The sequence below is a fragment of the Rhodococcus sp. NPDC055024 genome (assembly GCF_053608585.1).
Window position 1 is genome coordinate 1,023,744 of record NZ_JBSGVT010000001.1, and the last position, 19,732, is coordinate 1,043,475.

The window sequence follows — 19,732 nt, forward strand, 5'->3', positions numbered from 1 at the left end:
GCCCCGCCGGGCAGACGAGTCTGCAGGCGGGGCTGTGTGCGTGAAAGTAGCTGTTTACCTGTGGTGGATCAGCGAGCGCGAACGGGTCGACCGAATCGACGGGCCGGCTTCACCCGAGCTGCGGCTTGGAGGATCGACGTGACCTCGCCTTGATCGAGAATCTTCTCGCGGACGCGATCGTGTGCAGCGCCGCGTTCCAACTCTGCCTTGTCGATGGAGTGCCAACCCTCGCGGTCGACGACATCGGACTGCCTAGCTCGAACCAGACGATCGACGGCGGAGTCGTCGGCGACAGGGTTGGTCAAGCGGCCGTCGTTGAAGTCGTCGACGAGCATCCTGATGGTTTCCTGCGCACAGGACTTGTTGGTGCCGATGAACCCACTCGGTCCACGCTTGATCCATCCGGTTGCGTAGACGCCGGTGGCGGGATCACCGTTCGGAGCCTCGAGGACGCGGCCGCGCTCGTTCGGAATGACCGAACCACGCTCGTCGAACGGGACGCCGGCGATGGGCACTCCGCGGTAGCCGATCGAGGTGAGAACGAGCCCGGCGTCGATGGTCTCGGTATCGCCGGTCGCCTCGATCTGCACGGTTCCGTTGACGTCGACCAGGGCGTTGCGAGCGAATTCGATTCCACTGACCTGGTCGTCGCCGGTGATAGACGTCGGCGTGAGCAGGTAGCGCAACGTGATGCGCTTGTTGCGGACGTCGACGTGATCGCGGTTTTTCAGGGCTTCGAGTAGACGCAACTTCTGCTCGACGGCGTGTGGAAGCTCGCCGCGTTTTGCCAGTTCTTCGGTTGCCGAGTCGAGAACCATGTCGTCGGGTCCGACGGACAGTTCGATGTCCGGCAGCGCCATCAGACCGGTGAACTCGGGAACTGTGAACGCTGACTGCGCGATTCCGCGGCGACCCACGATGACAACTTCTTCGACACGACTCTTCCGCAGAGCGGCGAGTGCGTGAGCGGAGATGTCGGTACCCGCCAACTTCTCGGGATCGGCCGTCAGGATGCGAGCGACGTCGAGGGCGACGTTTCCGTTTCCGATGATGACCGCGCGGCGATGCGAGAGGTCGAAGACGTCGTCTGCGTGATCGGGGTGGCCGTTGTACCAGGCCACGAAGTCGGTGGCCGAGGCCGTGCCAGGCAGATCAGCACCCGGAATGCCGAGACCACGGTCGGACGATGCGCCGACTGCGTAGAGCACCGCATGGTGATTTTCGAGCAGTTCGCTGTGCGAGATGTGCTTGCCGATCTCGACGTTGAGGTAAAACTCGAAGCCCTTTTGCGCGGCGATCTTGTCGAACAGGCGGGTGACCTGCTTGGTCTTCTGATGATCCGGAGCAACGCCGGCTCTGACCAAGCCGTACGGGACCGGAAGGCGATCGAAGACGTTGACCTGCACATCGGGCTGCGTCAGCAACTCGTCCGCGGCGTACATCGCGGACGGACCGGAACCGACGATCGCCACTCGCAACGGCGGGCGGCCCTTGTCGACATGGGCTGCCGGGATGACCTTGGCGAGAAGTGGCCGAGGCCGCTCTTCCTTGTAGAAGTCCGCATTGATGGACAGGAACACTCGCTGCGGGTCGGTCAGCTTCGATTCGGGGACGATGGCATCGACCGGGCAGGCCGAGACACATGCCCCGCAGTCGACGCAGGCCTGCGGATCGATGTGCAGCATCTCGGCGGTGAGGAAGTCCGGCTCGTCCGGCGTCGGATGGATGCAGTTGACCGGGCAGGCGTAGACGCACGAGGCGTCGCTGCAACAGGACTGCGTGACTACGTGTGGCATGGCGCTATGAGTCCGATCTCGACTGTCCGGGAGCTACGCGGCGGCATTGTGCGAGCTGCGGTGAGGTTCGCTACGGAAGCGTGATGCGCGGCCGTCCATCTTGCAGGCCTTCCACACCAAGCGCGAGGCACGGTTCATCAGTCCGGTGTCGGTGGCCAGCATGCGGACGTCACCGAAGTAGTTGCGCAGGGTCTGACGCGATTCGGGCAGATCCCAGAACAGGTCCTTCTTCACGGACTTGGGGATGTCGAACTGCTTCCAGAAGGACTTCGGCGGGATGACGATGGCGTCACAGAGAATGCGCATGACGATCGGGAACAGCAGCGAGAGGACAAACCGGTTCGGGCGTGACATCAGCGGGATGCGACGGCTCAGAAGCTTGTGCGCGAACGAGATGTGGCGCGCTTCCTCGGCCACGTGGATGGCCATGACCGACTGCATGATCGGGTGGATCTGGCCGCCGGCGCGCAGGATGCTCTTCTGGATGTGGTCGATCGGCTCTTCACCGGCGAGGACACCGACGAAGAACAGTTCGGGGAATGGACCCGCGGCGAGGGGGATGAAGGGTGCAAGCATCTTCATCGGACGGCTCATGCCCGGAGCGTCGGCACCGATGCGGTTGACCATCTCCTGGAACATCATCGTGTGGTTGCACTCTTCGACGGACTCGTGCGTGCAGTAGCGTGCCTCGGCCGAATCGTTGGGCAGTGAGAAGACGTACTGCATCATGCCGCGGATCAGGATGTTCTCGAACTGGAGACCGACCTTCGCGACGTTGGCCTGGCGCCACATGCCGATCTCGATCTGCTTGGCCTCGGACTGCGCCTGGTACCAGGGGTGTGCACCCAGCGGGTCTGTCTCGGCCGGGAGGATCCAGCGGCGATCGTTCGGGACGACGGCGAACTCGGGGGAATCCCAGTCGATGTCGAGGTACGGGTCGAAGTGCTTGTGCACCGAGCCCTCGGACAGGAGTCGAAGCGTCTCGTTGTACGAGTCGTCGGATGCTTCTGCGCGCTTGTCGAGCGGCGATGTGAGCGTCATGGCGTCTCCTCTTCGTTTCGGTCACCGCTGGTGTTTCTCGCGGTATTCGGTGGAATCGAGGGCCGGTTGTGTGATCGCTGGCACTCGGTCTGGATTTAATGTAACCCGAGGTATCAGGAAAAGCTAGTGGCAGATACTCCTGGATCTCGACGAATTCTTGACACGGCCGAAACGGCGCCATAACTTACTTTTGAGTAATTTCCGCGGTGCGTCCGAAGTGGGCTGTTCAGGGACGGGTTCGCACCGAATCGCACGCGAAGATCGAACCGAGGCCGACGTGATCAGATCGATTCTCAGCAATCTTGCATTGAGTCCGCCGACGCGTCTGCGCTCACTTGTTCCGTCGCGTGGCGTCACGCTCTCCGACAAAACAATCGTTCTGACGGGAGCCTCCTCGGGGATCGGTGAGGCGACTGCCCACCTCCTGGCCCGCCGAGGAGCCGAGATGATCCTGGTCGCGCGTGGTGAGGAAAACCTCGAACACGTGCGGGACGATATCCACCGCCAGGGAGGGTGGGCGCACATCGTGCCAGCGGACCTCTCGCGAGGGGAAGCTGTGGACGAACTCGCGGAGACCATCGCCGATCGATTCGGGTCGGTCGACATACTCGTCAACAATGCGGGTCGCTCGATCCGGCGTACCGCGTTGGATTCGGTCGACCGATTCCACGACTACGAGCGCACCATGGCACTGAACTATTTCGGACCTACACGACTGACGCTGCGTCTGCTGCCCGCGATGCTCGAGGCGAAATCCGGACACATCATCAACGTCGGAACCTGGGGAGTTACTGCCGGGGTGATGCCCAGGTTCAGCGCCTATCACGCGTCGAAGTCTGCGCTCAGTGCCTTCGGCCGAAGCCTCGGAGCGGAGTGTCACGGCACCGGCGTCGATGTCACCACAGTGCAATTCCCGCTGATACGAACACCGATGATCGCGCCGACGGCAGATTACGTGAGCCAGCCGGCGCTGACAGCCGATCAAGCTGCGTCGTGGATCTTGCGGGCGATCAATACTCGCCCCGCCGAGATGTATCCGCGGTACGCGGGGCTGTTACGAGCGATTGACGTTGTATCCCCTTCTGCCACTGACGCTCTCGTGCGAAGGGCCGGGATCTGACCTGAACGCGCGTCAGCACCAGGGCATGTTTCGTTCCCGGTGCTGATGTGTTCGATTGCCGCGGTTCAAGCCGCTGTGGGTAGGCTGTTCCCGCCGATCGGATGTTGATACGGATCGATCGATATCGGCGGATAGAACACCGTTTTTCGATCGGGGCCGATCTCCGCCCGCCACTCGGTGTGATGCAGTGTCCGATGATGATGACCACACAACAAGACCAGATTATCGAGATCCGTTGGGCCACCATCATTCCAGTGCACAATATGATGAGCATCGCACCACCCCGAGGGAGTCCCACACCCCGGAAACGCACACCCACCATCACGCACAGCCAACGCGCGCCGCTGCGGTACTGTCGCCGTTCGCACTTCCTTACCGCAGTCGAGCGGAACCCCGTTCTCATCCAACAGAATCCGGGTCACTGTGCAGTCGCACGCCAACATCCGTGCGGTGTCGATGCTGATCGGGCCCACCCAATCCGTCCACGCGAACCCCAACTCCTCCGTGGAGGGCAACAGATCCTTCAAGGCTTTGAGGTCCGTCATGTCTTTCGCCGACGCAGTCACGGTGATGTGCGGTTTTACTCCGCCCTCGATCGGACCCAACCCCGCCCGCTCGTACCGCCGCAGAAGTTCGCAGAACCCATCCGCGCGTCGCAGTGCCGGAGTGCGAGTGTCCTTCACGCCATCCTTCTCCGGTGTCGGCGCCGACAAACTCGACAACAGCGTGATCAGACGGGCCCCGTTGACGGCATCCAGATCACCCTTCACCGACACACGCCCGTACAAGCCTTTCGAGGCGTAGAACTCGTTACGCTCCGAATCCTCACCCGCTGGGACGCCGTCCTCACGTTTTCCGTACTGCTTCTCGATCCGCCGGATCGCCGCCCGCACCGCATCACAATCGGCAATGTTCTTCGACGCCAGGTCAAGCAGGATCCTGCGGGCCTTGTCCACATCCGCCGGGGTCATGTTCTTCGGCGGATGCTGACAAAACGACGCCACCTGACGGGCCTTCAGTGCATCCACGTCACCGCGGTGGAACGCATCGGCGACAACAGGTTCGAGCAACAGCAACCGTGCCAGACTGACCAGCAGGCTGCACTCACCGATCTCCAGATTCGTCGAACCGTGCAACCACTGCGCGATCGCCCGAAAACCCTTCCCGACCACAGTCTCCCGGGAAAACATCTCCACGATCAACAGCACCATCCGCGATTGCAACTCGTGCCGGACGCGCACCAGATCGAGAACCTCACTCTTGAGGCCCTCGCCATCCAGTTGCCACGCTTCTCGACTGTCCATGCCGAAAGTTTAATCGAACAAAGTTTCGAACACAAGGGGATGTGGGTCGAAAATTGCTGCTATCGAATCGATTTCGACATTTCCGACATTCGGTTATAGGCGGATCGCCGACGTCGCCCACATGCGCCGACGAGTGCGAGCGCCACCATCAACCCGGAGCACAACAGCATCACGGCAGTCTCGATGAACTGAAATTGCCAGTACCGGCTCTGCGGGTGATAGATCACGGCATAGTGATCGATTCCCTGTTCTCGAAGGCAGTTGTCGACCTCGAGGTCTTGCTGCTTGCGATCGGAATTGTCTGAGCCCCAGCACATTGTCTAATCGGCGTCGATCACGTTGCCACCCGTATCGGCGAAGCCGGCACCGATGACCCACCTCGAGTCGAGATTTTGGTACGGAGACGGTGCGTATTCTGCGGCACGTGCCCGTCCGTCGATGGGTTGGACTTCGATGTCGGGAGCCGTGTAATGCTCGCGGACCATTGCGCTCAACGTGACGGGCACGATCAAGAACACGAGAAGAGTCGTGACCATCGCGACGACTGTGTTGCGTACGAGCAAAGCGGCCGCGCTGCCGGTGACCATAGCGACAAAGGTGTAGGCGCCGAGGACGATTCCCGTCGTGTGAAAATTGGGGAACTCCATCAACGAGAACGAGGTCATTTCATCTGTTGCGGTTGTTCCCCGGCCCAGCGAATGGGTCCAGCCGAGCACCAAACCCATGAGTGTCATCGCAAGTGTGACCGGCACGAAGACCACCAGGATCCGCAAGAAATACCATCGAACAAGGCTGGTGGACTCGAGAAAATCGAGGTTTTCGGGGCCTTGCTCGAAGTCTCGGGCGAATGTGGTGACGCCGACCAGCATTCCTGAGGCGAAGGGAAGCAGGAGTGCGAGAAGCGTCGTCAAGGTGAGAGCGGTGTCGGCGCGGCAACCGCCACCTCCGTCGTACCAGCGTGAGCAGATTTCTCCGAAAACCCAACTCTCGCGTGAATGCTGAACGAACCAGCCTGAAGCTGCGACGGTCAGGATCAGGAGGAATATCACTGCCAATGACCATACGATCTGCCCTCGGCATTGCCGCCAGGTCGCGTAGATCATCGGTGTATGCGGCTCGGTGATGTGTTGATGCGTCTCATGATCAAACAATACTGTTCGTTTGGTAATTCGCATGGATTTCAAAAGCCGATACCCCGGACCTTTGTCCGAGGTATCGGCCGGAGGTTAGAGGCAGAAGAAACTGAGCGAACTGATTGCCGCGTTCTGCTCGAGTTGGCCGGCATCTCCGACGTTGCCGGCGGCGACTGACAGATCCTGAAGGGAGAGAATAGCGTCCATTGTCATTTCCTTTGTTGATCGGCATGTTTGCCGATGGATTTGATCGATCGAATTTTCTTGCGGTGCTGATTTCATTTCAGGTTTTTGGCCTGATACTTCTGTGCTCCAATCTTCCGGGGATGATTTCTTCCGAACATTTAGGAGATGTGGCTGTTTGACGCGCACATCAGTGGAAACGACTGTCGGGAAGTTGCCGATCCGGCATGTCGGAGCAATGCCAGTATTCCTGCAGATCCGGTTGCCCAATCTGTCGACAGTCTCAGGTTCTGCTCACCTGGAAAGTGCAGGCTTCCTTGGTGATTGACGGAGTGAAGGCCTAGAAGTTCCAACTGTTGGGCCAATGCGCTTTCGCAATCGGAGTCGGCATAGGGGGTCTTGGAGAGCTCGACCAGAAAGAGAATCAATCCAGCTCGACCGTTGACCAGCCCAGCTTGAGCGGTGAATTCGACTGTGGTGGCGCGGGATATCGCACGCACCGCAGTCGCGTAGCGAGGTTCGTCGACATGGCGCAGAAGCTGTAGAAGCACTAGGCCGACACCGACGGATCCCGATCCGAGATACGGCATCGTCCGGCGCTCCTCTCGCAGCTGCATCGACCCGTCAGGGCACATCGACATCACCGACAGATCGATGTCGACGAGCTGGCGTGCGTGTTCCAGCGATCGAGGATCACCGCTCAGTTCGTAGTGGCGAGTCCAGAACAGCGCTTGTCCGCTCGGTCCCCGCATCAACCCACCTCGGCCGGCCACTGCCCAAGGCTGCCCGTCGGTGTTGCGGACATGCGCGCGAGCAGCTGAAATTCGTTCGCTCAGAGTTTCAGCCACGACGGCGAGAGTGGGTGACACGATCGGTCGTGAAACCGATTCCTCGAGTAGGAGGCAACCGATTCCGGAAAGGCCGCTGAAGAGGCTGGAGTCGAGCTCGTCGAGTGGGGCTCGACACAAAGTCTCGACCCATCTGTCGGCAGTCGAATGTCGCCCGTGATGCCGAAAGGTGTGCACCGCACCCGCGAGTCCGTCGAAGAATCCGAACTGTGGCTGCGTATCCGAATCAATTTGGTGTTCAGTCCATTCCAGAACTGACTCCAAGGTATCGGTGGGAAGATCATCAGCGAGCAGGTTTCCACACGAGCCGTGCGCAATCCCGTAGCCGTTCACCTCGAACTGGGCGATGTCCCCGGGAAAGAGTCGATCAGAGCGGGAAAGATCGAGAGAGGCGAGCATGCCGCAGCGCAATCGAGCCTCCGTACGTTGCCGAGATTCCCTCCGCGACGTGTCCCATCGCTGCGGGCGATTCTCCGGCTCCGGCGCGTGTACGTCGAGCATCGAATGGAGCGAGGCACCGAAGGCTCGCGGTAGACCGAATCGAGACACCGCGTAGTCGATGAGTTCGGGAATCTTGTTGCGATCGAGAGGGAACAATGTAGTAAGTGGGACAAAGAGTCCCAGCTCGATGCATCCCAACGAGTATCGATCCGCCGCGATTCCTGTCAACTGTCGAGGTGCTGTGTATCCGGGGGCTCCGGTGGACCGGGGCGGATGCTCGTCGATGTTGTGGGCCATCTCGAAGTCGATGATCCGAATACCGGACGGTGAGCACATGACGTTACCGGGATGAAGGTCGGCATGAACGATTCCAGCGTTGTGGAAGCTCTCGACTGCGGTAGTCAATTGTTGTGCAATGTCGAGTGCCCAGGTTCTGTATTCCGTTCGGGAACCGAGTGTCTGGTCCGCGCGTATCAGCGGGTAGCGGAGTGCAACTTCCTGATTCAGGGGAGTGCCGGGAGCGCGCTCGGTGACAAGGAAGTGATGTCCCTCGCGCTCGAACAAGCTGATCGCAGAAGGTGGGTACGGGTTGTCGGCCAGGTGAGTCAACTTGTCGTACTCGTTACGGATCCGGTCGATTGCGTACCGGCCGTTGGCGTCCGGGGCGGTAAAGGGACGGCCTTCTTTGATGACCAGATTGACGCCGTTGCTGTCGAACGCAGAGTAGATTCCTCCACTGTTGCTGAAGTGCAGGGCTTCTCGAATCGAGAAGGGGAACTCACCTGGTGATTTGAGTTTGTCTTGTTGTGCACGAACAAAGTCCGGGATTTCTACCCAGTCGGGAGTCCTGAAGGAAGTGCCGCGCAGATCTGGTTCGAGCGATCCGTCAGGACGCCGAATTGCCGGGACACGATCGCCGAACGAATCGTAGGTCTGCATGGGCAGGTACGCGCCGTATCGTAGGTAGAGCGGTCCACGGTTCCAGCGCACATCGCTGAGGATGTAGGGTCCGTCGGCACCCGCGACAAGCCCGTCCAGTTCGGTGACGACTCGTTGTGTGGCAACACCATCCGGCGGATAGATCGTGATGAATTTTCCGCTGGAAGTTCGATTGGCCTGCTTGCTGTTGGACAACATGAGGTCTGTCGCCGTCCGAAGAAATTTGAACGGCACCAGATTGTGGCCGCAATACGCGGAAACGGTATCGAGCAGTTCCTGTGCATTGGCTTGGGTAGCGGAGCAGTGGATCTTCCATCCCTGTTCGGGCAGCGGATTTTCAGGCGGTTGGAAGTAGTTCCACGGTCCGCTTTGGGGGCCGCGCCGCCAGAGTGACCACTCCACCGACTTTGCGGGGACAAAGTGCTGGTCAGTCGGTGTCTCAGGTCGAGTGGCAGTTCTGATTCGGTCGTAGAAATGCGAGTCGGCACGTGTGAATGCAACGTATCGCAGGTCCACGCTCAACCTCCCGGTCAGTCCCCCTGCGGTTTGTCATCGATTGGTGCCACGTCCCGAATCCCCATGTGGCTTGGATTGCTTGTGGCGGAAGGTTATCCGATTCCGGACATTTCGGGCGAAGATTGAAAACCTATCATTCGAAAGTACTAACGGTTGGCTGAGGCCCGGCGAGGTTACTGATCGTGTGAACCGTCGTTGGTGAGCATCTGCTTCGAAGCCCGGCAACTCCTCTTGACGTGCGGGTCGCGTCGATGGTAATCCTTTAGCGAGCGCTAAGTCAGGGTGCTCCCTCGATCTCGGTCCGGCGCTCGGCGCCACGAAACTCGGGTGCCGGACCGCCCCAGCAGTACACGTCCTCGAAGGGAACGAAGATGACCAAGGCAGTGATCGTCGATGTAGTCCGGATCGCATCAGGCAAGGGCAAGCCGGGCGGAGCACTGTCCGGGACGCACCCTGTCGAACTGATGGCCCATGTTCTACGTTCCATCGTCGATCGAAACGGCCTGGACCCCGCCCTGGTGGACGACGTTATCGGCGGTTGCGTCGGACAGGCCGGTGAGCAGGCTCTCAACATCACCCGCAGCGCGGTCCTCTCGGCCGGATTCCCCGAGTCGGTACCCGCCACCACGATCGATCGCCAGTGCGGATCAAGTCAGCAGGCTGCGCACTTTGCCGCGCAGGGCGTGATCGCCGGTGCATACGACATCGTGATCGCGGCAGGTGTCGAGTCGATGAGTCGTGTCCCGATGGGCACTACGACGATGGGGAAGGACGCTTCCGGTCCGGGCATAGCGGCTCGCTACCCCGAAGGCCTGGTCAATCAGGGCATCTCCGCGGAGTTGATCGCCGCGAAGTGGAAGTTCGACCGCGAGGCTCTCGACGCATTCGCTGCGCAGTCCCACCAGCGGGCAGCGGAGGCAGCGGCGAAGGGGCTCTTCGACAAGGAGATCCTGCCGATCTCGGTGATCGATGCCGCCGGTGAGACGGTCTCGCACACCGTCGACGAGACGGTTCGCGCGTCCACTACCGCCGAGGGTCTCGCCGGCTTGAAGCCGTCGTTCTACTCGGAGAAGTACGCGCAGCGTTTCCCTGAGGCACAGTGGTCGATCACTCCCGGTAACTCGTCGCCGCTCACCGACGGCGCATCCGCGGCACTGATCATGAGCGAAGAAATGGCGTCGAAGTTGGGGCTGACCCCGCGAGCACGCTTCCATTCCTTCTCCGTCGCGGGCGACGACCCGATCTTCATGCTCACCGCGCCCATCCCGGCGACCCACAAGGTGCTCGCTCGCGCCGGCCTGAGCATCGACGACATCGACACGTACGAGGTCAACGAGGCATTTGCTCCCGTGCCGCTCGCCTGGGCTCACGAGTTCGGTGCCGACCCGGCAAAGCTCAATCCGTGGGGCGGCGCCATTGCTCTCGGCCACGCCCTGGGGTCCTCGGGTACACGCCTGCTGACCACGATGGTCAACCACCTCGAGGCCACCGGCGGACGCTACGGTCTGCAGACCATGTGCGAGGGCGCCGGCATGGCCAACGCCACCATCATCGAACGCATCTGAAACACATAACCTTTCGAAAGGAACTCTCATGATCGTCAACGACAGCGTCGCCGTCGTCACCGGTGGAGCATCCGGCCTCGGCCTGGCCACCACCAAAGCCCTTCTTGCCGACGGCGCCAGCGTCGTCATCATCGACCTTCCGTCGTCGAACGGTGAAGCCATCGCCAAGGAACTCGGCGACCGGGTCCGCTTCGCGGCCGCAGATGTCACCGACGAGGCCGCGGTCACCGCTGCACTCGACGTGGCCGAGTCCCTCGGACCCCTGCGCGTGGCAGTCAACTGCGCCGGAATCGGCAACGCAGTCAAGACGGTCAGCAAGAAGGGTGCCTTCCCGCTCGACGCTTTCAAGAAGGTCATCGACGTCAACCTGATCGGCACCTTCAACGTCCTTCGTCTTGCTGCGGAGCGTATTTCGAGGACCGAACCCATCGACGGTGAACGCGGCGTCATCATCAACACCGCCTCGGTTGCAGCCTACGACGGCCAGATCGGGCAGGCTGCGTACTCCGCGTCGAAGGGCGGCGTCGTCGGTATGACGCTCCCGATCGCCCGCGACCTCGCGTCGCTGCTGATCCGCGTCAACACCATTGCGCCCGGCCTGTTCAAGACCCCGTTGCTGGCCGGACTGCCCGATGCAGCCCAGGCATCGTTGGGTCAGCAGGTGCCCCACCCCTCACGCCTGGGTGATCCCAGCGAGTACGGCGCGCTTGCCGCACACATCGTTTCCAACCCCATGCTCAACGGTGAGACGATCCGCCTCGACGGTGCAATCCGTATGGCACCGCGTTAATTTCGGGTATTTCATGACTGGTGAGGTGGAGTCGGTGAATTCGGTGGCAGTGGACTGGCGGTCCTTCCCGCCGCTGGTGATGACCGACATCCTGACGGCTTCGCTCGAGCTGTTCGACGAGAACGGTTACCACGGTACGACGGTGCGACAGATTGCCAATCGTGTCGGGGTAACCGTTCCCGCGCTCTACTATCACCACGCGAACAAGGAGGCGGTTCTGGTCGCTCTGTTCGAGATCTCGATGAGCGAACTGAATACCAGAACCGAAGCGGCAGAAGCGGAGGCCGGTGAGAATCCGGTACGACGCTTTGCCTTGGTGGTGGAGGCGATTGTTCTCTACATGACCCACCGGTCGCGGCATGCAGCATTGGACACCGAGATCCGGCATGTCTCACCGGAAAGCCGAAGCCGATACGCCGCCAGCCGTAAACGGCTCGAGTTGCTGATGCGCAGGATCGTCGACGACGGTGTTGCGTCAGGTGATTTTTCGGTCACCGATACCGAGGAGACCGTCCGGGCAATACTCGGTATGGCACAGTCGCTGCCGCGTTGGTTCCAGACCGGCGGTCCGATGTCACCGTCGCAATTGGCGCAGAAGTACGTCGACATCGCTTTTCACACGGTCGGGTATCGTCCTTAGCAGTACCTCGCCGGTAAACGAAGGTGGGCAACAGGCCGAAAACCTGTTGCCCACCTTCAGTATTTGATGCGTGTCAGAGTCGCGTGACTTCGAGCCCACCCTCGTGGTAGTCGGCTCGCAAGCGCTTCTTGTCGAACTTGCCGACGCTCGTCTTCGGAACTTCCTGGACCACAGCCCAGTTCTCGGGCAGCTGCCACTTGGCAACCTTGTCCGAAAGATACTGTTGCAGTTCGGACATGGTGGTTTCGGAGCCGGCGCGAAGAACAACCGCAACCAACGGGCGCTCGTCCCACTTCTCGTCCGGCACGCCGATGACGGCAGCTTCGGTGACGTCGGGGTGGCCCATGACGGCGTTCTCGAGGTCGACCGAGGAGATCCATTCGCCGCCGGACTTGATGATGTCCTTGGAGCGGTCGGACAGGCTCAGGAAGCCGTCGGCCGTGATGGATCCGACGTCGCCGGTCTTGAGCCAGCCGTCGTTGAACTTGTCTTCCGCGTCGACGCCGTAGTACGACCCGGTGATCCAAGGGCCACGCACTTCGAGTTCGCCGACGGAAACACCATCGTGTGCAACAACTTTGCCGTCGTCGTCGATGAGACGTGCCTCGACCGATGCCGGGAATCGACCCTGCGAGTAGCGGTACTTCCACATCGCGTCGCCGGTGACACCGGCCGGCGGGCGGGCAACGGATCCGAGCGGGGAGGTTTCGGTCATGCCCCAGGCGTGCAGGACGGACACGTTGTGATCGGCTTCGAATGCGTGCATGAGGGCGGGCGGTACCGCGGAGCCACCGATCAGAACTTCACGCATCGAGGAGATGTCCTGAGGGTTCTGCTCGAGGTAGAGGTGCAGGCCCTGCCAGATGGTGGGTACGGCTGCGGCGAACGTCGGCTTCTCGCTGGCGATGATCGCAGCCAACGGGGCAGGCTGGAGGAAGCGGTCGGGCATGATCAGCGAGGCGCCGATCATGAACGCGGCGTAGGGAAGTCCCCAGGACATGGCGTGGAACTGGGGCACCACGGCGAGCGCACGATCGCCCTGGGCGAGATTGGGGCCGTCGCTCATGCAGACCTGCATGGAGTGCAGGTAGATCGAACGGTGGGAGTAGACGACGCCCTTGGGGTCACCCGTGGTGCCGGATGTGTAACACATTGCAGCAGCGCTGAGTTCGTCGACCTCGGGCCAGTCGAACTCGGTGGGCTGATCGGCGATCAAGCCCTCGTAGGTGTGAACCTGCACGCCTTCGGGAGCTTCGAGTCCCGCAGTGGAGGAGCCGGTGACGATGATGTGCTTGACGGTCGTCAGTGACGGAAGCTGCGGAGAGAGAAGCGGAATCAGGGACGGGTCGACGATGATCACGCGGTCCTCGGCGTGATTCGCGACGTGGATCAACTGCTCGGGGAACAGACGAATGTTCAGCGTGTGGAGCACAGCGCCCATCGAGGGGATCGCCAGGTACGCCTCGAGGTGCTCGGAGTTGTTCCACATGAACGTGGCGACTCGCTCGTCGCCCTCGACGCCGAGCCCGCGCAGGGCGTGCGCGAGCTGTGCGCAGCGCTTGCCGACGTCAGCGTAGGACACACGGCGCGGGCCGGACTCGGTCCACGTGACAACCTCGGAGGCGCCGTGAACGGAGGCGCCGTGGCGGAGAAGTTGAGCAATGGAGAGGGGGGCGTCTTGCATGGTGCTCAGCATGGGCTGCTCCTGTGTGGTGTGTGAGACCGGTGCTTTTTGCCCACGGGCCGTCACAAACGATGTGCTGTGGCTGCCAGATTAGTCACAGCACAGAAGTGCTCGCTAGTGCCCCACTGCACAAGCGAAGAACCACGCTATGAGCAGCGCTCCCGGATCGACCACTCCGCGAGCGGCTTCTCCCACATAACTTGCACGTCCGCGGTTTGCGAGCATGGTTTCGGTCGACTCCGCCCCGGCCGCTGCGGCTTCCGCTGCGCTCGCCAGAGCAGCCTCCCGATCGGCGTCCGAGATCACGGATTGCTCCAACGACTCGACCGCCGGAACTATCGCGTCGACCATCGTCTTGTCGCCGACGCGTGCGCCGCCGAGCGAGGTGATGTTGTCGAGTCCCGCCCGCGCTGCAGCCGCGATCGCCCCGAGGTCGAGTTCGGAGTCCGCCGAGTCTGCGGCAACGCGGAAGAAATGCCTGAACCAGATGCCGAACAAAGCGCCGGAGGTGCCGCCGGCGTGGCCGAGGTAGGCCTGCGAGACCGCGTCGAATATCGTTGCAGTGGAATAGGTGTCACGGATCGACGAGATGTCGAGCTGATCCAGCGCGGCCACCATGTTGGTCCCGAAATCACCGTCACCCGCTCGTCTGTCGAGATCGGTGAGGGCCGGTTCCTGCTCCAGTACCTTCTCGGCCCAGTCCGCAATCCAGCCGCCGACGAACCTGCTTTCGGCAGTGCGTGAGATGTCGGGTGTGAATGTGGGACCGAAAGATTCGCGCTTGCCCATGCCGGTGTACTCACGCGCCATAGCATTCGGCCAGGCGGGCGCTTTTGTTGGTGCGTCCCATAATTCGAGGATTTCTTTGTCTGTGCGAACAAGAGTGATGGACGCGCCTGCCATGTTCAATGCAGTGACAAAAGTTCCGATCAATGTCCGCTCGATGTGAATTCCCTGTTCGTCCAGATACTCTCCGAGTTCGGCGAACAGTAGTTGCAACTCCAGCGGGTGGGTGGCGCCGAGACCGTTGACGACGGCGATGACGCGGTCACCTTCGGCGAGACTCAGGGACTTGATGATCGGGTCCGTCAGCCGCCGCACCAATTCCGGCGCGGGCAGGGCGTCCACGCGTTCTGTGCCGCGTTCGCCGTGGATGCCGATACCGAGTTCCATGTGACCCGCCGGCAAGTCGAACGACGGCTCGTCAGCCCCCGGCAAAGTGCACGGGCGAAGAGCGACGGCCATGCTCCGAGCGGAGTGCGCGACGTGTTGTCCGATCCGGGTCACCTCGGCCAGGTCGTCGCCGCGGGCGGCGGATGCGCCGCAGACCTTCTCCACCACGATGGTTGCCGCAGTACCGCGTCGCCCCGGGCCGCTGCCGTCTGCGCGTTCGGTCGCGACGTCGTCGTCGACCAGGACGACGTCCGTATCGATCTTGTCCTCGCGTAGCAACTCTCGGGCGATACCGAAGTTCATCACGTCGCCGGTGTAGTTCTTCACGATGTGAAGGACGCCGCCGCCGGCGTCGGCAGCCTTGGATCCCTCGTGGATCTGAAGTGCATTGGGTGAGCTGAAGACCAATCCCGGGCAGACGGCCGTCAGCATTCCTTCGCCGATGAATCCGGCGTGCATGGGTTCGTGACCGGAGCCGCCGCCGGAGACAAGTGCGACCCGTCCGCGAGGAAGCGGCCTCGCGCGTGTGAGATATCCAGGGTCGGGATTCCAGGCGATGTCGTCGGTGGATGCGATCAACCCGCGGAGTGCGTCGGGAACAAATGTCTTTGCGCTGCGCATGAACATCACTTCAGAGTAGGTCTAACGTCGACTTCGGGCACGGATCACGATCGACGAGAGGTGGACGGCGTGAAATTGGGGTTGGTACTTGCCGGCGGCGGCGTTGCGGGAATCGCCTGGGAAACCGGTTTTCTGTTGGGCGTTCAGGACAAATCGCCTGACACTGCAGCATCGCTGCTGACGGCGGACGTGTTGATCGGCACGTCCGCAGGTTCCACGGTGAGCGCTCAGATTGCGGGCGGTGCAACACTGCAAATACTTTTCGACGCACAAACAGCGGACGCGACCGGCGAAATCGATCCGAAGGTCGATGTCGAGGTACTCGGTCAGATGTTCGTGGACGCGATCGCAGGATCGCAGGACCGGGCCGAGCAGCTCCGTCTGCTCGGCGAGGCAGCGATGGGAGCCGACACCGTCGAACCCGCCGCGTCGTGCGGTCATCGAGGCGCGGCTGCCGAATCGGTTGTGGCCCGACCGGGAGTTGCGCATCCCGGCGATCAACGCGGAGACCGGTGAGTTGAGGGTGTTCGGCAATGCCTCCGGCGTCGACCTGATCGACGCAGTCGGAGCGAGTTGCGCTGTCCCCGGGGTGTGGCCGGTAGTCACGATCGACGGTCACCGGTACATGGACGGCGGAATGGCCAGTGGCTCGAATGTTCTTCTGGCTGCGGACTGCGATGTAGTCGTGGTTCTTTCACCCGCGGCAGACCCTGCCCCGAATCTGCTGGGCGGCAGTCTACGAGAGGAAATCGATGTGTTGGCGCCCGCGCGCGTACTGCCGATCTTCGCCGACGACGCCGTCGTGGAAGCGATCGGAACGGACTCGCTCTCGCCGACAACCAGGCGCCCGGCAGCTGAACTCGGCCGTGAACAGGGCCGGCGAACAGCCGACGAGATCGCCGCTTTTCTGGTGACGGCATGAGTACCGCACGGATTGCTGTCGTCCTGCGCCCGGAACAGCCCCCGGAGGACCTTGTCAGCCATGCGAGGTATGCCGACGAGAGTGGTATCGGTGAGGTCTGGCTGTGGGAGGACTGCTTCTTCGGCGGAGGAATAGCCACTGCTGCAGCTGTATTGGCTGCAAGTGAGCGCCTGGGAGTAGCGATCGGCGTGCTGCCGACCCCGATGCGCAACACCGCGATCACGGCGATGGAGATTTCGGCGCTCGCAAGAGTTCATCCGGATCGACTGCGGGTTGGCTTCGGTCACGGCGTTCAGAGTTGGATGCGGCAGATCGGGGCCAAGGCCGAATCGCCGTTGACTCTCCTGCGGGAGCAGTTCGGAGCGGTCGAGCGGCTACTGCGCGGTGAGTCGGTGACGGTGTCCGGTCGATACGTGAATCTCACGGACGTCACGCTGGCGTGGCCACCGGAGAAGGTGCCGCAGTTGCTCGTCGGTGCCACGGGGCCAAAGACTTTGGCGCTCAGTGGCGAGTTGGCGCAGGGCACTGTGCTCTCGGGTGGGACGACCCCGGACGGCGTGCGTCGGGCGATCGCTCACATCGGGGCGTCGGATCACGAGGTTGTCGTTTACGTCATCTGTGCTTTCGGTTCCGGCGGTCGTGAGCGCGCCCTTGCCGAGGCCGCAGCGTCCGGTAGCGAGTCGCCGGAGGATGCGATTGCCGCGGGCACCGCGTCCGAAGTCGCGGCAGCAGCACGGCGATGGGTGGCAGCAGCTGCTACCACCGTGGTACTCCAACCGACTGTTGACGAGCCGGATGTCCGCGAGTTCATTCGCTTTGTCGCGCAAGGGGTTCAACCCCTGGTGGCGTAGCTCAGAAGGTTACTCTGGACAGAACCGCGTCGATGTCGGCAGTGCTCACGTCGCGATGCGTCACGAACCGGACCTTCCCGGCAACAGTGACCGCGCCGACGTCGACAGCGGCGAGCTGTGCAACGGTGGCCGACGGATCGGGTGTTGCGGCGAGAACGATGTTGGTGGCGGGTTCGTCGACAGCCCAACCGCGTTTACGAAGCCCCGACGCGAGGCGCTGCGCGTTGTCGTGATCGTCGGAGAGGCGAGCTTGTGAGCGCAGCGCGACGATGCCGGCTGCGGCCAGCACTCCGCCCTGGCGAACACCGCCGCCGAGCATCTTGCGGATCCTTCGGGCTTCGGTGATCAATTCGGGTGATGCGGCGAGTATCGAGCCGACCGGCGCACCGAGTCCCTTGCTCAGGCACACCTGAACGGTGTCGGCGCCGGAAGTCAATTCGGTGGGCGAAACATCGAGTGCAGCAGCGGCATTCCAGAGACGGGCGCCGTCGAGGTGAATCTTCAAGCCGCGTGATCGCGCCGCGTCGACCAGTGTCGTCCACTCGGTCGGATTCATGACGGCACCGCCGGCGAAGTTGTGAGTGTTCTCGAGACAGAGCAGTGTGGTGTTCAACGTGAAGTACGGGCCGGGGGAGCCTGCCGCCTTCACGACGGTCTCGGGGCTGGGACGCCCGGGTCCGCCGTCGTGCGGCAAGGCCATCGGCATTCCCTGGGCGAGCCAGGCGGCGGTGCCCAATTCGGAACCCAGGACGTGAGAGTGCTCCGGTGCCAGGAACTGATCGCCGCGGCGAAGGTGCAGCATCAGCGCAATCAGGTTGCCCATCGATCCGCTCGGCACCCACAGTGCGGCTGTGAACCCCAGAGTGTGCGCCACTTCTTCCTCGAGCGCCGCCATGGTCGGGTCGTGATCGAGGACGTCGTCGCCGACCTGTGCGTCGGCCATCGCCTTGCGCATCTCCGCGTCAGGCTTGGTGACGGTGTCCGAGCGAAGGTCGATGTACGACGAAGTCATGGCTCATTCGATCAAGCCGCGTGTTCCGGCGTCAAACCGCGGTATTTCGAGGACGGCGCTTCCGGCCTGATAAATCGATATCGCTGAGGATGCCTTCCGTGTGATGATGAGCGCCGGCAATCGCCGGTGAAGAGAACAAGAGTGGAAGGGGACGGGCATGCGCGACTGGAAGCAAGCGTTGCACCTGCGCGGGCACTCACCCCGCGGCATTTCCCATCCCGCATTCGGGGAACAGAGTGGCGCTGAATACATGCCGTTCCCCATTTCCTGCACTTGCTCCTGACCCGCCATCGTGTCCAGGAGTTTCACTCCTCGACACGAACTGAGAACTCTCATGCGGAACCCGAACCGCGCACCTACCGCCACCTCTCACAGTTGGATGAACCGGTCCGTCCACGTACTCAACGCCACGTACGAGTACCTCGGTGAAGTGAGCGCCGATCGGGCGGTCGTCCTGATCGCCACCGGTTCCGCGCAGTCCACCGAAGACGTGATCCCGATATTTCCGGTGCGCTCCAAGTACATCGAGATCCCACTGCCTCGGACGATTCTGCTCGCCGAGTACGTGTACGTTGCTCACCGGGTGACGGTCACCGATTCCAGTCGGGCAACTTTTGCCGGTATTTTCGACCGGGACGGTCGTCAATGTGCGTACTGCGCCGCCCGGGCGACAACCATCGACCACGTCCAGCCACGAAGCCGTAACGGCCCGAACACGTGGGGAAATCTGGTGGCGTGCTGCAGTTCCTGCAATCAGCGCAAGGCGGATCGCACACCGGCTGAGGCTGGTATGCGGCTGCTGTGGGAACCAAAGGCACCTCGGCGCATCGAGAAAGTGCAGCAGAAGATCTGGCGTGAATTGAGTCGGACGTGACGGTCGAAGGGAGCAAGTAATGTACGCAGACGTGATCTCGAATCTGGCTGAGCTTCTGCCGATTTCGGACGACCGGGTCTGGTGGCAGGCGGAATGCAGAGGGGACCCGGAGCCGGACCGCTGGTTTCCTTTTCCGTCCGAGGGGTACGACTACGCGACCGACTTGTGCAGCAGGTGCCCGATTGCGGATTCATGTCGTGAATTCGCTTCTGCCACCGGCCAGACCGGAATCTGGGGTGGAGTGAAATTCGAGCAAGGCAGGATCGTCGCGGCGTGAGG

At 61.9% G+C, this 19,732-nt stretch carries 15 protein-coding genes and 1 pseudogene; 8 read left to right on the plus strand and 8 right to left on the minus strand.

Annotated elements, in window-relative coordinates; translation table 11 throughout:
* Positions 1-68: 68 nt before the first annotated feature.
* Positions 69-1,796, minus strand: coding sequence for an FAD-dependent oxidoreductase (locus tag ACWF6P_RS04675; protein WP_452620168.1), 1,728 nt, complete (start codon positions 1,794-1,796; stop codon positions 69-71).
* A 33-nt stretch (positions 1,797-1,829) separates the two neighbouring features.
* Complete coding sequence (locus ACWF6P_RS04680; protein ID WP_214880718.1) at positions 1,830-2,837, minus strand: AurF N-oxygenase family protein; 1,008 nt, start codon at positions 2,835-2,837, stop codon at positions 1,830-1,832.
* A 277-nt stretch (positions 2,838-3,114) separates the two neighbouring features.
* On the opposite strand from ACWF6P_RS04680, the gene ACWF6P_RS04685 reads away from it, so the two are divergent.
* Positions 3,115-3,957 (plus strand): SDR family oxidoreductase, encoded by an 843-nt coding sequence (locus ACWF6P_RS04685; RefSeq protein ID WP_378447553.1) that lies wholly within the window; start codon positions 3,115-3,117, stop codon positions 3,955-3,957.
* A 65-nt stretch (positions 3,958-4,022) separates the two neighbouring features.
* On the opposite strand, the gene ACWF6P_RS04690 is transcribed toward ACWF6P_RS04685, so the two are convergent.
* The 3 genes from ACWF6P_RS04690 to lanKC form a co-directional block, all read right to left on the minus strand.
* A complete protein-coding gene (locus ACWF6P_RS04690; protein ID WP_452620169.1) occupies positions 4,023-5,261 on the minus strand; it encodes a DUF222 domain-containing protein in 1,239 nt (412 codons plus the stop codon).
* 320 nt (positions 5,262-5,581) lie between these two features.
* Positions 5,582-6,316, minus strand: coding sequence for a hypothetical protein (locus ACWF6P_RS04695; protein ID WP_452620170.1), 735 nt, complete (start codon positions 6,314-6,316; stop codon positions 5,582-5,584).
* Positions 6,317-6,738: 422 nt separating this feature from the next.
* A complete protein-coding gene (gene lanKC / locus ACWF6P_RS04700; RefSeq protein WP_452620171.1) occupies positions 6,739-9,321 on the minus strand; it encodes a class III lanthionine synthetase LanKC in 2,583 nt (860 codons plus the stop codon).
* Positions 9,322-9,692: 371 nt separating this feature from the next.
* Between lanKC and ACWF6P_RS04705 the strand changes: the two genes are divergently transcribed.
* From ACWF6P_RS04705 to ACWF6P_RS04715, 3 genes are read left to right on the plus strand one after another with little or no spacing between them, the layout of a single operon-like run.
* A complete protein-coding gene (locus ACWF6P_RS04705) occupies positions 9,693-10,886 on the plus strand; it encodes a thiolase family protein (RefSeq protein ID WP_452620172.1) in 1,194 nt (397 codons plus the stop codon).
* A 28-nt stretch (positions 10,887-10,914) separates the two neighbouring features.
* A complete protein-coding gene (locus tag ACWF6P_RS04710) occupies positions 10,915-11,676 on the plus strand; it encodes a 3-hydroxyacyl-CoA dehydrogenase (RefSeq protein WP_452620173.1) in 762 nt (253 codons plus the stop codon).
* 13 nt (positions 11,677-11,689) lie between these two features.
* Complete coding sequence (locus tag ACWF6P_RS04715; RefSeq protein WP_298781771.1) at positions 11,690-12,316, plus strand: TetR/AcrR family transcriptional regulator; 627 nt, start codon at positions 11,690-11,692, stop codon at positions 12,314-12,316.
* Positions 12,317-12,389: 73 nt separating this feature from the next.
* Here the strand turns inward: ACWF6P_RS04715 and ACWF6P_RS04720 are convergent, their stop codons facing one another.
* Positions 12,390-14,012: a long-chain fatty acid--CoA ligase gene (locus tag ACWF6P_RS04720; protein WP_366054722.1), complete on the minus strand. Its 1,623-nt coding sequence runs from the start codon at positions 14,010-14,012 to the stop codon at positions 12,390-12,392.
* 102 nt (positions 14,013-14,114) lie between these two features.
* The gene (locus tag ACWF6P_RS04725) at positions 14,115-15,800 is read right to left on the minus strand and encodes a dihydroxyacetone kinase family protein (protein ID WP_452620174.1); all 1,686 of its coding nucleotides are present in this window, start codon (positions 15,798-15,800) and stop codon (positions 14,115-14,117) included.
* A gap of 54 nt (positions 15,801-15,854) precedes the next feature.
* On the opposite strand from ACWF6P_RS04725, the pseudogene ACWF6P_RS04730 reads away from it, so the two are divergent.
* Both ACWF6P_RS04730 and ACWF6P_RS04735 read left to right on the plus strand, forming a co-directional pair.
* Positions 15,855-16,716 (plus strand): annotated as a pseudogene (locus ACWF6P_RS04730) (patatin-like phospholipase family protein).
* Positions 16,713-17,567 carry an LLM class flavin-dependent oxidoreductase gene (locus ACWF6P_RS04735; RefSeq protein WP_452620175.1) on the plus strand — a complete coding sequence of 285 codons (855 nt, stop codon included), beginning with the start codon at positions 16,713-16,715 and terminating at the stop codon, positions 17,565-17,567. Before ACWF6P_RS04730 ends, ACWF6P_RS04735 begins: the two are co-directional and overlap by 4 nt.
* Before the next feature lies 1 nt (position 17,568).
* Here the strand turns inward: ACWF6P_RS04735 and ACWF6P_RS04740 are convergent, their stop codons facing one another.
* A complete protein-coding gene (locus ACWF6P_RS04740; protein WP_452620176.1) occupies positions 17,569-18,579 on the minus strand; it encodes a threonine aldolase family protein in 1,011 nt (336 codons plus the stop codon).
* Between the two features lie 334 nt (positions 18,580-18,913).
* Here ACWF6P_RS04740 and ACWF6P_RS04745 point away from each other — a divergent pair, with 334 nt between their 5' ends.
* Together ACWF6P_RS04745 and ACWF6P_RS04750 are read left to right on the plus strand one after the other, a co-directional pair.
* The gene (locus ACWF6P_RS04745) at positions 18,914-19,453 is read left to right on the plus strand and encodes an HNH endonuclease (protein ID WP_452620177.1); all 540 of its coding nucleotides are present in this window, start codon (positions 18,914-18,916) and stop codon (positions 19,451-19,453) included.
* A gap of 19 nt (positions 19,454-19,472) precedes the next feature.
* Complete coding sequence (locus tag ACWF6P_RS04750) at positions 19,473-19,730, plus strand: WhiB family transcriptional regulator (RefSeq protein ID WP_452620178.1); 258 nt, start codon at positions 19,473-19,475, stop codon at positions 19,728-19,730.
* Positions 19,731-19,732: the final 2 nt, after the last annotated feature.